General features: G+C 61.2%; 11 protein-coding genes. 6 read left to right on the top strand and 5 right to left on the bottom strand.

Annotated features, from left to right (window positions below; genetic code table 11):
- Nucleotides 1-5 precede the first annotated feature (5 nt).
- The 3 genes from M2416_RS06395 to M2416_RS06385 form a co-directional block, all read right to left on the bottom strand.
- A complete protein-coding gene (locus tag M2416_RS06395) occupies nucleotides 6-1,379 on the bottom strand; it encodes an ethanolamine ammonia-lyase subunit EutB (protein ID WP_259222756.1) in 1,374 nt (457 codons plus the stop codon).
- 9 nt (nucleotides 1,380-1,388) lie between these two features.
- A complete protein-coding gene (gene eat, locus M2416_RS06390; protein WP_178994188.1) occupies nucleotides 1,389-2,768 on the bottom strand; it encodes an ethanolamine permease in 1,380 nt (459 codons plus the stop codon).
- A 370-nt stretch (nucleotides 2,769-3,138) separates the two neighbouring features.
- Nucleotides 3,139-4,521: a glycoside hydrolase family 28 protein gene (locus M2416_RS06385; RefSeq protein ID WP_259222751.1), complete on the bottom strand. Its 1,383-nt coding sequence runs from the start codon at nucleotides 4,519-4,521 to the stop codon at nucleotides 3,139-3,141.
- Between the two features lie 236 nt (nucleotides 4,522-4,757).
- On the opposite strand from M2416_RS06385, the gene mmuP reads away from it, so the two are divergent.
- From mmuP to tauD, 6 genes are all read left to right on the top strand, one after another.
- The gene (gene mmuP, locus M2416_RS06380) at nucleotides 4,758-6,164 is read left to right on the top strand and encodes an S-methylmethionine permease (protein WP_076944621.1); all 1,407 of its coding nucleotides are present in this window, start codon (nucleotides 4,758-4,760) and stop codon (nucleotides 6,162-6,164) included.
- Nucleotides 6,151-7,083: a homocysteine S-methyltransferase gene (mmuM, locus tag M2416_RS06375; RefSeq protein ID WP_259222749.1), complete on the top strand. Its 933-nt coding sequence runs from the start codon at nucleotides 6,151-6,153 to the stop codon at nucleotides 7,081-7,083. Before mmuP ends, mmuM begins: the two co-directional genes overlap by 14 nt.
- Before the next feature lie 223 nt (nucleotides 7,084-7,306).
- On the top strand, nucleotides 7,307-8,269 hold the full coding sequence (gene tauA, locus M2416_RS06370) for a taurine ABC transporter substrate-binding protein (RefSeq protein ID WP_123706720.1): 963 nt from the start codon (nucleotides 7,307-7,309) through the stop codon (nucleotides 8,267-8,269).
- An 11-nt stretch (nucleotides 8,270-8,280) separates the two neighbouring features.
- Entirely contained in the window at nucleotides 8,281-9,048 is a 768-nt protein-coding gene (tauB, locus tag M2416_RS06365; protein WP_045854154.1) for a taurine ABC transporter ATP-binding subunit, read from the top strand.
- Nucleotides 9,045-9,872, top strand: coding sequence for a taurine ABC transporter permease TauC (gene tauC / locus M2416_RS06360; protein ID WP_041144240.1), 828 nt, complete (start codon nucleotides 9,045-9,047; stop codon nucleotides 9,870-9,872). Before tauB ends, tauC begins: the two co-directional genes overlap by 4 nt.
- A complete protein-coding gene (gene tauD / locus M2416_RS06355) occupies nucleotides 9,869-10,720 on the top strand; it encodes a taurine dioxygenase (RefSeq protein WP_237374997.1) in 852 nt (283 codons plus the stop codon). The genes tauC and tauD overlap by 4 nt, the downstream gene beginning before the upstream one ends.
- A 54-nt stretch (nucleotides 10,721-10,774) precedes the next feature.
- Here the strand turns inward: tauD and olsF are convergent, their stop codons facing one another.
- Nucleotides 10,775-12,475: a bifunctional ornithine lipid synthase OlsF gene (olsF, locus tag M2416_RS06350; RefSeq protein ID WP_076944625.1), complete on the bottom strand. Its 1,701-nt coding sequence runs from the start codon at nucleotides 12,473-12,475 to the stop codon at nucleotides 10,775-10,777.
- Between the two features lie 155 nt (nucleotides 12,476-12,630).
- Entirely contained in the window at nucleotides 12,631-13,605 is a 975-nt protein-coding gene (hemB, locus tag M2416_RS06345) for a porphobilinogen synthase (RefSeq protein ID WP_259222741.1), read from the bottom strand.
- Between the last annotated feature and the right edge of the window lie 100 nt (nucleotides 13,606-13,705).

Below are 13,705 nucleotides of genomic sequence, written 5' to 3'. Positions count from 1 at the left end.
TCTCCTTACGCCATCACGGAAAGCAGAGGATGGCGGGCGTCGGTCAGGCGCAGCGCGCCGTCCGGGTGGGTTATCTGCATTTTCGTCAGCCAGGCGGCGAACTCTGGCGCGTGCCTGAGGCCCAGCAGGCGGCGGGCGTACAGGGCATCGTGGAACGAGGTGCTTTGGTAGTTGAGCATGATATCGTCCGCGCCGGGAACGCCGATTAAAAAGGTCAGCCCGGCGGTGCACAGCAGGGTCAGCAGGGTGTCCATGTCATCCTGATCCGCCTCGGCGTGGTTGGTATAGCAAACGTCGCAGCCGATCGGCAGCCCCATGATCTTGCCGCAGAAGTGATCCTCGAGGCCGGCGCGAATAATCTGCTTCCCGTCATAGAGATATTCCGGGCCGATGAATCCCACCACGGTATTGACCAGCAGCGGATCGAAATGGCGGGCGACGGCGTAGGCGCGGGCTTCGCAGGTTTGCTGATCGACGCCGTGGTGGGCGTTAGCCGAAAGACAGCTCCCCTGGCCGGTTTCAAAATACATCACGTTGTTGCCGAGGGTACCGCGGTTGAGGCTCAGCGCGGCCTCCCTGGCCTCCTGCAGCAGCGCCAGATTAATACCGAAGCCGCCGTTGGCCGCCTCGGTGCCCGCCACCGACTGAAACACCAGGTCCACCGGCCCGCCGCGCTCAATCAGCTGCAGGGTGTTGGTGACGTGGGTCAGAATGCAGGACTGGGTGGGGATCGCAAAGCGCTGAATGATATCGTCGAGCATATGGTTGAGCTGCGCCAGCACCGGCAGGCTGTCGCTGGCCGGGTTGATGCCGATAACCGCGTCGCCCGCGCCGTACAGCAGGCCGTCGAGCATGCTGGCGGCGATGCCCTTCAGATCGTCGGTCGGGTGGTTGGGCTGCAGACGCACGCTGAGATGCCCCGGCAGGCCAATCGTATTGCGAAAGCGGGTGGTTACCCGGCATTTGCTGGCGGCGAGGATCAGGTCCTGGTTACGCATCAGCTTGCTGACCGCGGCCGCCATCTCCGGGGTTATCGCCCGCGCCACCTGCTGCAGGGTAGCGGTATCGGTGGCGTCGTCAAGCAGCCAGTCGCGAAAGTCGCCTACCGTCAGGTGGCTAATCGCCGCGAAGCCGCGGCTATCGTGAGTGTCGATAATCAGCCGGGTGACTTCGTCCTGCTCGTAGGGGATGAGCGGGCTGTCGAGGATCGCCTTTAGCGGCACCTCCGCCAGCGCCATTTTCGCCGCCATCCGCTCTTCGGCGCTCTCGGCGATAATACCGGCGAGGGCATCCCCGGAACGTGCCGGAGAGGCCTTCGCCAGTAGCGTCTTCAGACTATCAAAGCGCCAGACCTGGCCTGATAGCGTTGTTTTATACATGTCGCCTCCTCAGGAGACTATACGCAGCTGCGGATCCACCGGCGCGCGCTCGCGGGCCGCCGCGGTTTTACGAAACCACAGGTAGCCGCCGAGCATCATGGCCGCAAAAATCAGCGCCAGCAGCGTGTTATACCAGACCATCGCCACCAGGCAGAGCACCGCCATCGCCAGGGCGAAGGCCGGCGCCCACGGATAGAGCGGCGCGCGGAACGGGCGAATCAGTTTCGGCTCGCTGCGGCGCAGCTTGAACAGCGCCGCCATCGAGGTGATATACATAACAATAGCGCCAAATACCGACATCGTGACGATGCAGGCGGTGAGCGGCATCCCGCTGATGGTGATCAGCGAGTCGGAGAAAATAGCGGCAATGCCCACCACGCCCCCGGCGAGGATCGCCAGATGCGGCGTGCGGGTGCGGCGGTTGAGCGTTGCCAGGCTGGCGGGCAGGTAGCCGGCCCGCGCCAGCGAGTAGATCTGCCGGGAGTAGCCCATGATGATGCCGTGGAACGAGGCCACCAGGCCGAACAGCCCCAGCCATACCAGCATATGCAGCCAGCCGCTGCTGCTGCCGACCACCATTTTCATCGCCTGCGGCAGCGGATCGTTGATGTTAGCGAGCGCCCGCCAGTCGCCGACGCCGCCGGCAAACACCATGACGCCGATCGCCAATACGGTAAGGGTCAGGATCCCGCCGCCCAGCGCGCGGGGGATGGTGCGCTGCGGATCTTTAGCCTCTTCGGCGGCCATCGATGCGCCTTCAATAGCCAGAAAGAACCAGATAGCAAAAGGAATGGCCGCGAACATTCCCGGCAGCGCGAGCCCGCTGAAGCTCTCCGCCCCGGCCCAGCCGTTGGCGGTGAAGTGGCTCCACGAGAAGCCCGGAGCGACCACGCCCATAAACACCAGCAGTTCGAAAATCGCCAGTAGGGTGACAATCAGCTCAAAGGTAGCGGCAATGCCGACGCCGAGAATGTTCAGCGTCATAAAGATGACGTAGGCGCCGCAGGCCACCCATTTTGGGTCCAGCGCCGGAAACTGGACGTTGAGGTAGGCGCCAATCGCCATGGCAATCGCCGGCGGGGCGAAGACGAACTCAATCAGCGTCGCGAAGCCGGCAATAAAGCCGCCGGTCGGGCCAAAAGCGCGGTAGGCGTAGGCGAACGGGCCGCCGGCGTGGGGGATCGCGGTCGTCAGCTCGGTGAAACTAAAAATAAAGGCGCAGTACATGGCGGCAACCGCCAGCGCCACGATGAGAAATCCCAGCGTCCCGGCCTGGGACCAGCCGTAGCTCCAGCCAAAATACTCCCCGGAAATAACCAGCCCAACGGCAATCCCCCACAGGCGGAAACTGCCGAGCGTTCTTTTTAGCGTTGTGGTTTGCTCTGTCATTTTTACGACCTCGCCAGATAAAGTGACCCGGCTCACCACGCTATTTTATTTGCCAGCTGAGGCCTGGGCAGTGCTCAACAAAATACGCGAGTATTTTGAACGCCCTTTAGGGCGGCCCACAGGGTGAGCGCAGCGAATAAATCCTCACGTACCAGGTGTACGCTCCGGTTTTTGCGCGCTGTCCATGCCCAAACTGCCTGCAACAATGACGCCTGGTGAACCTGGTATTTCAGATATGTGGAGGGTTGCAAAGAGAGTGCCAGGTCAGAGCCCCGATAAACGCGGGGGGTTAGCCGCGGGACGATCCAAAAAAGGGCAGCCTGCGCGCGCAAAGATATGCGTCCTGGTGCAGCTGCCCACAAATGTAGCGCTAGTCGCGAACGACGGCGCCCGCGTCCTGTTGAATCACCGGGCCCTCTTTTACCTTCAGGCTGAGGCCGCGGGTCTCCAGCTCGGCGTGACGAATACGTAGACCGCGGGTCGCCTCGATGTTGACGTTGCTAAAGTGGAACCCGCTCAGCGGTGCCTCCGGGGTACCGATAATATAGGCCGCCGCTTTGCTATCGCCGGTGGAGGTTAAATTTTCCACGGTGATGTTGCTGAAGTGCGGGGTTTTATATTTGTCGAACGGCTGTTTCGGGTCGCTGTCCGGCGGGTAGATCTGCTCGCCGAGGGTAAATCCTCCGGCCTGCAGCTGCTTGTCGACCTCGGCCTGCACGATAGGCGCGGCTTTGTAGTAGGCGGAGAAGACCAGCGGCACCTCGACGTTATGCATGGTGGTGTTGCGGTAAACGATATTTTTTACCTCACCGCCTTTGCCGCGCGGGCTCTTAATGCGAATGCCGTACATTGAGCCTTCAAAGGTGTTGTTTTCCACCAGCACGTTGTTGACGCCGCCGGCGCTTTCGCTGCCGATAGAGATACCGCGCCCCTGCCTGAGCGTATTGTTGGCGATGTAAATATTATCGACCACCCCGTCAGGGAAGCGCGGATCGGCTCTCTCCGCTTTGATGGCGATATGGTCGTCATTGCAGTCGATATAGTTGTTGGTGATGCGGATGTTCTGGCTGTCGATAGGATCGATGGCGTCGGTATTCGGCGCATGCCACGGGGATAAAATTCGCGTGCCGTTAATGTCGATATCATGCGCGTAGCGGGTGACGATGTGGAAGCTGGGCGAGTGGGTGAGGGTCACGCCGTCGATCAGCACGTTGCTCGAACGGGTGATGTAGATCAGCCGCGGCCGGTCGGTGCCGCCTTTCTTGCCGCTGGCGCGAATATTTTCTCGCCAGCGCTCCCACCATACCGCTCCCTGGCCGTCGATGGTCCCTTCACCCACGATAGCGACGTTTTGCGCATCGGCGATGCTGATAAACGGCAGCCAGCCGTTTTCCGCTGCGGCATACTGCGTTTTTTCATCTCCGCGCCAGGCTGCGACTTCGCTTGAGGCGACGAGGGTCGCGTCTTTCTCCAGCTTGAGCCGAATATTACTTTTCAAAAAAAGCGGATTGGTCAGATAGTTTCCCTTCGGGACCCGCACCGTGCCGCCACCTGCGGCGGCGCAGTCATCGATCGCTTTTTGAATGGCGTCGGTATTCAGCGCAATCTGCAGGCGTTGGCCTTCTGCGCCGTATTGGGTGACGTCGCAGACTTTATCCGCAAACGTCACCGCGCTGGCGGCGAGAACCGTATGAAAGGGGATGACGCCGACGATAGCGGCGGCAGCCAACAGAGGAAAGGGGCGGGTTGTCATCTGATTATCCTTTTTAGGTGTTGTGTTTTGTAAAAATAGCAACATTGTTTTATTTTTGTATTTATGCCGATCACGTTTTGCTTTTTGTCATTTAAATGCCCAGAACCCGCGCGCATTTTTCGGGCAAACGCCCGTAAAACGGCGTGGAAAGCGGCGCTTGTTTTGCAATTTCAGCTGCGGCGCGGTATAACTGCACCTCTTTGGATGTTTAGATGTCCATACGTATAGAAGGTAATATGCAAAGTACACCACAGCAGGGTGAGCCGCTGAAGCGCACCATGAAAACCCGCCACCTGATCATGCTCTCGCTGGGCGGCGTGATTGGCACCGGCCTGTTCTTTAATACCGGCTATATCATCTCGACCACCGGGGCGGCGGGAACGCTGCTGGCCTATCTGATTGGCGCGCTGGTGGTCTGGCTGGTGATGCAGTGCCTCGGCGAGCTGTCGGTGGCGATGCCGGAGACCGGGGCGTTTCACGTCTACGCCGCCCGCTATCTCGGCCCGGCAACGGGGTATACGGTAGCGTGGCTCTACTGGCTGACGTGGACGGTGGCGCTCGGATCGAGCTTTACCGCCGCCGGTTTCTGTATGCAGTACTGGTTTCCGCAGGTGCCGGTGTGGGTGTGGTGCGTGGTGTTCTGCGCGGTGATTTTCTTCCTCAACGTCATCTCTACCCGCTTCTTTGCCGAAGGCGAGTTCTGGTTTTCGCTGGTCAAAGTCATCACCATCATCGCCTTTATTATTCTCGGCGGGGCGGCGATATTCGGCATTATCCCGATGCAGGACGGCTCGCCGGCGCCGGGGCTGCGTAACCTGACCTCTGAAGGCTGGTTCCCCCACGGCGGCCTGCCGATCCTGATGACCATGGTCGCGGTGAACTTCGCCTTCTCCGGGACCGAACTTATCGGCATCGCGGCGGGCGAAACGCAAAACCCGCATAAAGTCATCCCGATCGCCATTCGTACCACCATCGCCCGGCTGATTATCTTTTTTATCGGCACCGTGTTTGTGCTGGCGGCGCTGATCCCGATGCAGCAGGCGGGAGTGGAGAAAAGCCCGTTTGTGCTGGTCTTTGAAAAGGTGGGCATCCCCTACGCGGCGGATATCTTTAACTTCGTGATCCTGACGGCGATCCTGTCGGCGGCCAACTCCGGACTCTACGCTTCCGGGCGGATGCTGTGGTCGTTGGCGAACGAGCGGACTCTGCCGGCGTGCTTTGCCAAAGTGAACAAAAACGGCGTGCCGCTGACCGCGCTGTCGGTGAGCATGCTTGGCGGCGTGTTGGCGCTGTTTTCCAGCGTAATTGCGCCAGATACGGTGTTTGTCGCGCTGTCGGCGATTTCCGGCTTTGCGGTGGTGGCGGTGTGGCTCAGCATCTGCGCCTCGCACTTTATGTTCCGCCGTCGCCATCTCCAGCAGGGTAAAGCCCTGAGCGAACTGCACTATCGTGCGCCCTGGTATCCGCTGGTGCCGGTGCTGGGATTCATTTTATGCCTGGTGGCCTGCGTGGGCCTGGCGTTTGACCCCAGCCAGCGAATTGCGCTGTGGTGCGGGATCCCCTTCGTGGCGCTGTGCTATGGTGCCTGGTATCTGACCCACTCACGACAACTCAACAGGGAGCAACAGCATGTCGCAGAATAACCCGTTAACCTCTATCCTCGCCCGCGAGCCCTTTGTGCTGCTCGACGGCGCGATGGCGACGGAGCTGGAAGCGCGCGGCTGTAATCTGGCCGATAGCCTGTGGTCAGCGCGGGTGCTGCTGGAAAATCCGCAGCTGATTCGCGACGTGCACCTCGACTATTTCCGCGCCGGAGCGCAGGTCGCGATTACCGCCAGCTATCAGGCCACTCCGGCGGGCTTCGCCGCCTGCGGGCTGGATGAAGCGCAGTCGAAAGCGCTGATTGGAAAAAGCGTTGAGCTGGCACGCAAGGCGCGGGAAGCCTGCCTTGCGGAAAACCTGCAGGCCGGCACGCTGCTGGTCGCCGGTTCGGTGGGGCCGTACGGCGCCTATCTTGCCGATGGTTCGGAATATCGCGGCGATTACCAGCGCAGCGTGGAAGAGTTTCAGGCCTTCCATCGCCCGCGCGTGGAAGCGCTTCTCGATGCCGGAGCCGATCTGCTGGCCTGCGAAACCCTGCCGTCATTTGCCGAAATTAAGGCGCTGGCGCTGCTGCTGGCTGAGTACCCGCGCGCTCGCGCCTGGTTCTCATTTACCCTGCGCGACGCCGGGCATCTCAGCGACGGCACGCCCCTGAGCGAAGTGGTGGCGGCGCTTGCGGACTCTCCGCAGGTGGTGGCGCTGGGCATTAACTGTATTGCGCTGGAGAACACCACCGCCGCGTTACAGCATCTGCACGGTTTGACCGCGCTGCCGCTGGTGGTCTATCCCAACTCCGGGGAACACTACGACGCGGTGAGCAAAACCTGGCACCATCACGGCGAGTCCTGCGTTGCCCTCAGCGAGTATCTGCCGCAGTGGCTGGCGGCGGGGGCAAAACTGATTGGCGGCTGCTGTCGCACCACGCCGAAAGATATTGCCGCCCTGGCGGCCAAACGCTGACCGATAGCCCGGCGACGGCGCAGCGCGCCGCCGGCCGGGCGTCTCCCCCTTCCCCGTAATGCTGGCCGGGGCCAGCGCTCCCGCTTCTTAATCCCCGTTTTTAACTATCTTTTGCCGCTTTTTTTCTAATGACGATTGGCTATTAGCCAGAATTTTTAATTACTTCATCAAACGCATCAGGCCGGAAATACTGCACCCATAACAACGAAGGGGAGCAGACACTATGGCACACGCATCGCGCATTACACTTTTCGCCGCCCTGGCATTCGCCGCTTTTCAGGCCCAGGCGGTCAACGTCACCGTGGCGTATCAAACGTCCGCCGAGCCGGCGAAAGTCGCCCAGGCGGACAATACCTTTGCCAAAGAGAGCGGGGCGACCGTTGACTGGCGCAAGTTCGACAGCGGGGCGAGCATCGTGCGCGCGCTGGCCTCCGGCGATGTCCAGATTGGCAACCTCGGCTCCAGCCCGCTGGCGGTAGCCGCCAGCCAGCAGGTACCGATTGAAGTCTTCCTCCTCGCCTCAAAGCTCGGCAACTCCGAAGCGCTGGTGGTGAAAAAGGACATTACCAAACCCGAAGATTTGATCGGTAAGCGCATCGCGGTGCCGTTTATCTCCACCACCCACTACAGCCTGCTGTCAGCGCTGAAGCACTGGGGCATTAAGCCGGGCCAGGTGCAGATTATCAACCTGCAGCCGCCGGCGATTATTGCCGCCTGGCAGCGCGGGGATATCGACGGCGCCTACGTTTGGGCTCCTGCGGTCAACGCCCTGGAAAAAGAGGGCAAGGTGCTGACCGATTCGTCGCAGGTCGGCGAGTGGGGCGCGCCAACCCTGGACGTGTGGGTGGTGCGTAAAGACTTTGCCGAGAAGCACCCTGAGATTGTGAAAGCCTTTGCGAAGAGCGCAATCGACGCCCAGCAGCCCTACATCGCTAACCCGGACGCGTGGCTGAAACAGCCGGAAAATATCAGCAAACTGTCGCGCCTGAGCGGCGTGCCGGATGCCGACGTCCCCGGGCTGGTGAAGGGCAATACCTACCTGACCGCGGCGCAGCAGGCGCAGGAGCTGAACGGGCCGGTGAACAAGGCGATTATCGATACGGCTAAGTTCCTCAAAGAGCAGGGCAAAGTACCCGATGCCGGCGCCGATTACAGCCAGTACGTCACCGACCGTTTTGTGAAATAAAGGAGGTCACGATGCTGCAAATCTCGCATCTCTTTGCCGACTACGGCGGCAAACCGGCGCTGGCGGATATCAACCTGACGCTGGACAGCGGCGAACTGCTGGTGGTCCTTGGGCCGTCGGGCTGCGGTAAAACCACGCTGCTGAACCTGATTGCCGGATTCGTGCCTTATCAGCACGGCAGCATCGTCCTTGAAGGGCAGCGCGTAAGCGGACCGGGTGCCGAACGCGGCGTGGTCTTTCAGCATGAAGGCCTGCTGCCGTGGCGTAACGTGCAGGATAACGTGGCGCTGGGGCTGCAGCTGGCGGGCGTGGACAAAGCGTTGCGTCGGGAAACCGCGGCGCAGATGCTGAAGAAGGTGGGCCTCGAAGGGGCTGAAAAACGCTTTATCTGGCAGCTTTCCGGCGGCCAGCGTCAGCGGGTGGGGATTGCCAGAGCGCTGGCGGCAAACCCGCAGCTGCTGCTCCTTGATGAACCGTTCGGCGCGCTGGACGCCTTTACCCGTGAACAGATGCAAACCCTGCTGCTCGGCCTGTGGCACGAGACCGGCAAGCAGGTCCTGCTTATTACCCATGATATTGAAGAGGCCGTGTTTATGGCCACCGAGCTGGTGCTGCTGTCGCCGGGACCGGGGCGGGTGCTGGAGCGCCTGCCGCTCGACTTTGGCCGCCGCTTCGTCGCCGGCGAGTCCTGCCGCAGCATTAAATCCGATCCGCGCTTTATCGAGCAGCGTGAATACGTGCTGAGCCGGGTATTCGAACAACGGGAGGCCTTCTCATGAGCGTGGTCATCAACGATAAACCGCGTCGGCGACCGCTGAAGTGGCGCTGGCCGGTTTCCCGCCAGCTGACGCTGAGCGCGGCGACGCTGGCGGTGCTGCTGGCTATCTGGTGGGCCGTCGCGGCGCTACAGCTGGTTAGCCCGCTGTTTCTGCCGCCGCCGGGCCAGGTGCTGCACAAGCTGATCGCCATTGCCGGCCCGCAGGGCTTTATGGATGCCACCCTCTGGCAGCATCTGGCGGCGAGCCTGACGCGGATCGTCATCGCGCTGCTGGCGGCGGTGCTGCTCGGCGTTCCGGTGGGGATCGCCATGGGGCTGAGCCCGACGGTGCGCGGCATTCTCGATCCGTTAATTGAACTCTACCGACCGGTGCCGCCGCTGGCCTATCTCCCGCTGATGGTTATCTGGTTCGGCATCGGCGAAACGTCGAAGATCTTATTGATCTATCTGGCGATTTTCGCCCCGGTGGCGATGTCGGCACTGGCGGGGGTGAAAAGCGCCCAGCAGGTGCGCATCCGCGCCGCCCAGTCGTTAGGCGCCAGCCGCGCGCAGGTGCTGTGGCTGGTTATTTTACCCGGCGCGCTGCCGGAGATCCTCACCGGGCTGCGCATTGGTCTTGGCGTGGGCTGGTCAACGCTGGTGGCCGCGGAGCTGATCGCCGCCACCCGCGGATTAGGTTTTATGGTGCAATCCGCCGGCGAATTCCTGGCAACCGACGTGGTGCTGGCCGGGATTGCGGTGATTGCGATAATTGCGTTTCTGTTGGAACTGGGGCTGCGCGCGCTGCAGCGCCGCCTGACGCCCTGGCATGGAGAAGTACAATGAGTGAACGTCTGAGCATTACCCCGCTGGGGCCCTATATTGGCGCGCAGGTCGCCGGCGTGGACCTCGCGCGTCCGCTGAGCGATAACCAGTTTGAGCAGCTGTATCACGCGGTGCTGCGCCATCAGGTGGTGTTCCTGCGCGAGCAGAATATTACCCCGCAGCAGCAGCGTGACTTTGCGCTACGCTTTGGCGACCTGCATATTCATCCGGTCTATCCCCACGCGCCGGGCGTCGATGAAATTATCGTGCTCGACACCCATGACGATAATCCGCCGGATAACGACAACTGGCATACCGACGTCACGTTCATCGAGACGCCGCCCGCCGGCGCGATTCTGGCGGCGAAAGAGCTGCCGTCCACCGGCGGTGACACCCTGTGGACCAGCGGCGTGGCGGCGTACGAAGCGCTTTCTGAGCCTTTTCGTCAGCTATTGAGCGGCCTGCGGGCGGAGCATGATTTCCGTAAATCGTTCCAGGAGTATAAATACCGCAACAGCGAAGAGGAGCACCGGCGCTGGCTGGAGGCGGTAGAGAAGAACCCGCCGCTGCTGCATCCGGTGGTGCGCACGCATCCGGTGACCGGCAGGCAGGCGCTGTTCGTTAACGAAGGCTTTACCACGCGCATTGTTGACGTCACTGAGAAAGAGAGCGAGGCGCTGCTGGGTTTCCTGTTTAGCCATATAACGAAACCCGAGTTTCAGGTGCGCTGGCGCTGGCAGCCGAACGATGTGGCGATTTGGGATAACCGCGTGACCCAGCATTACGCCAACGCCGACTATCTGCCGCAGCGGCGCATCATGCACCGGGCGACGATCCTCGGCGATAAGCCGTATTACCGGGCCGGATAGCGCCCCGGGACGCCCGGCTATGGCGCTGCGCGCCGCAGGCCGGGAGATGACGCTTTATAGATGCGCGCCGATATAGCGCTGATAGCGGTTGGCCTTCAGGTAGGTCAAATCCACCAGCACCAGCCCGTCCACGCAGTTGTTGAAGTCAGGATCGCTGCCGAAATCGATAAACTGCACGCCGCCCGGCTCGCACACTTCGGAGTATTGCTTATACAGCGGGGGAATGGCGCAGCCGAGATTGCCGAGCAGGGACTTCAGCCGGGTGAGATCCTCGGCATAATCCTCGCCGCTAAACTGCGCCAGCACGTCCGGTAGCGAAGCGGGATAGGGACGGCGCGACTCCGCCAGCGGGTGGGTCGCCGGGAACCACAGACGATAGAAGGCCACCAGCAGATCGCGGGCCGCCGGCGGCAGGCCGCCGGAAATCGATACCGGGCCGAACAGATAGCGATAGTGCGGGTAGCGTGCGAGGTAGGCACCGATGCCCGACCACAGATAATCCAGCCCGCGCCGTCCCCAGTAGCGCGGCTGAATAAAGCTGCGCCCCAGCTCAATACCGTACTGGAGAATGTCGTCCATCCGCTGGTCGTAATGGAACAGGCTATAGCTGTAAATCCCCTCCATCCCGCGCTTTTCCAGCTGCATTGCGGTGGGCATAAAGCGATAGGCACCGACGATCTCCAGATCTTCCTCATCCCACAGAATCAGATGCAGATAATCGTCGTCATAGCCGTCGACGTCGCGACGCTTGCCGCTACCTTCCCCCACCGCACGAAAGGCGATCTCCCGCAGGCGGCCGAGCTCGCGCAGCAGCGGGGCGTCGTCCTGACCGTTGCGCTGCCACAGATAGATGGTTTTGCCATCGGCGGTGTGCCCCAGGCTCTCCGCGCGGTGCAGCTCGCGTTTTATCAGCGCGCGGTCTTCGGGACGGGCGATGGCGCTTTCCGTTTTAAATATGCCCGCCAGACCTTTGCCCATCAGCTCGACGTGGCGATAGCAGCGGTCCGCCAGCTCCCGAGGAGACATCTGCGGGCTATACCAGCTGGACCAGGCAATCTGCTGACCAATGCCGATCGGCAGGCTGCTGTTGCGGCGACGGAACATTTGCTGCATGAGCAGCAGCAGCGGCAGGTTTTCTGAAAGCAGGGTGCTGGCGTAAAACAGGGCGCTGTTGTGCGCGCGGATCCACACCGGCAGCAGCGGGGCGCGATATTTGGTCGCCAGCTTGATAAAGCCGGGATGCCATTTCTTATCGCGGATCCCCCGGCGCGTCGGGCGCGAGACTTCACCTGCTGGGAAAAAGATCAGCACGCCGCCGTTTTGCAACTGGCGATCCATTTGCTGCAGCGCGGCTTTAGCGGTACGGCCGTTGATATTATCGACCGGAATGAACAGCGAGCTGAGCGGCTCAAGGTGGGTCAACAGGCGGTTGGTCACGACTTTGACATCGCGGCGAACGCGGGAGACGGCATAGAGTAGCGCAAGGCCGTCGAGGGTACCGGTAGGATGATTGGCGACGATCACCAGCGGGCCGTGTTCAGGAATTTGTTCCAGATCGTGCGCCGGGATTGCGCAGCGAATATTCAGGTGTTCCAGCACCTGTTCGACCGTATCGAGCCCCTTCAGGTGACGATGGCGGGCGGCAAATTGTTGAAACTCTTCCTCATGGAGCAGTTTTTTTAGCAGCTTCTTTTGCCAGGCGGCGGGCCTGGCCTGAGGCCACAGGTCGTCGAGTACATGATCGAGACTAAACATAGCGCTTCCTCCTCCGTCCTGCCCAGACAGTAGAAGGTGGAAGTGTCGCTTATATTGCAGTTGGGTGAAGATTCGGCATTGGCAGGCCCGAAAGCGCGGCGCAGGTCAGGAGAGCTCCCGGCCTGCGCGCGGAGCCTGGCGCCCGTAAGGCGGATTTAGCGCAGGATTTTCTTCTCGGCGAGATCGAGGGCGAAGTAGCTGAAGATCAGATCCGCGCCGGCGCGCTTAATGGCTCCAAGACTTTCCAGAACCACTTTTTCTTCATCGATGGCCCCCGCCTGGGCGGCAAATTTGATCATCGCGTACTCGCCGCTGACCTGGTAAGCGCCGATCGGCAGATCGCTGCGCTCGCGGATATCGCGCAGGATATCAAGATAGGCGCCGGCCGGTTTCACCATCAGGCAATCAGCGCCCTGGGCTTCATCAAGCAGCGACTCGCGAATCGCTTCCCGGCGGTTCATCGGGCTCATCTGATAGGTTTTACGATCGCCCTTCAGCGCGGTGCCCGCCGCCTCGCGGAACGGGCCGTAGAACGAAGAGGCGAACTTGGTGGAGTAGGACATGATGGCGGTGCGGGTAAAGCCGGCGGCATCCAGCGCCTGGCGAATAGCCTGCACCTGACCGTCCATCGCGGCGGATGGCGCGATAAAATCAGCGCCGGCCGCTGCCGCAACAACCGCCTGCTTGCCGAGGTTCACCAGGGTGGCATCGTTGTCTACGCCGTGCTCGCAAAGTACGCCGCAGTGGCCGTGGGAGGTGTATTCGCAGAAGCAGGTATCGGACATCACGATCATCTCCGGTACCGCATCCTTACAGATACGCGACATCCGCGCGACCAGGCCGTTTTCGTTCCAGGCATCGCTGCCGTTGGCATCGGTGTGATGGGAAATACCGAAGGTCATCACCGACCGGATACCGGCGTTAGCGATACGCTCGATTTCACGCGCCAGGTGTTTCTCCGGGATGCGCATCACGCCGGGCATGGCCTCGATGGCTTTGTAATCGTCGATTTCTTCTTCAACAAAGATCGGCAACACCAGGTCATTCAAACTCAGTGTTGTCTCTTCAAACAGGGCGCGTAGCGAAGCGGACTGACGCAAGCGGCGCGGGCGAGTGATTAAATCTGTCATGGTTTGCCTGATTTTGTGAAATGAAAGACCGCAGTATACCCGAACCTGAGGGCGGGCGTTTTACGAAAGTGGCTTAAAATCTCCCCGCGCGAACGGCGCT

The organism is Klebsiella sp. BIGb0132 (assembly GCF_024810075.1).
Taxonomy (GTDB): Bacteria; Pseudomonadota; Gammaproteobacteria; order Enterobacterales; family Enterobacteriaceae; genus Klebsiella; species Klebsiella terrigena.
The sequence above is the reverse complement of the archived record's forward strand: the minus strand, read 5'-3'. Positions and strand labels throughout refer to the sequence as shown.

Bases quoted from the DNA above. Each gene is read 5' to 3' on its own strand.
- M2416_RS06395 (WP_259222756.1), bottom strand. From the start codon at position 1,379: ATGTATAAAACAACGCTATCAGGCCAGGTCTGGCGCTTTGATAGTCTG.
- eat (WP_178994188.1), bottom strand. From the start codon at position 2,768: ATGACAGAGCAAACCACAACGCTAAAAAGAACGCTCGGCAGTTTCCGC.
- M2416_RS06385 (WP_259222751.1), bottom strand. From the start codon at position 4,521: ATGACAACCCGCCCCTTTCCTCTGTTGGCTGCCGCCGCTATCGTCGGC.
- mmuP (WP_076944621.1), top strand. From the start codon at position 4,758: ATGCAAAGTACACCACAGCAGGGTGAGCCGCTGAAGCGCACCATGAAA.
- mmuM (WP_259222749.1), top strand. From the start codon at position 6,151: ATGTCGCAGAATAACCCGTTAACCTCTATCCTCGCCCGCGAGCCCTTT.
- tauA (WP_123706720.1), top strand. From the start codon at position 7,307: ATGGCACACGCATCGCGCATTACACTTTTCGCCGCCCTGGCATTCGCC.
- tauB (WP_045854154.1), top strand. From the start codon at position 8,281: ATGCTGCAAATCTCGCATCTCTTTGCCGACTACGGCGGCAAACCGGCG.
- tauC (WP_041144240.1), top strand. From the start codon at position 9,045: ATGAGCGTGGTCATCAACGATAAACCGCGTCGGCGACCGCTGAAGTGG.
- tauD (WP_237374997.1), top strand. From the start codon at position 9,869: ATGAGTGAACGTCTGAGCATTACCCCGCTGGGGCCCTATATTGGCGCG.
- olsF (WP_076944625.1), bottom strand. From the start codon at position 12,475: ATGTTTAGTCTCGATCATGTACTCGACGACCTGTGGCCTCAGGCCAGG.
- hemB (WP_259222741.1), bottom strand. From the start codon at position 13,605: ATGACAGATTTAATCACTCGCCCGCGCCGCTTGCGTCAGTCCGCTTCG.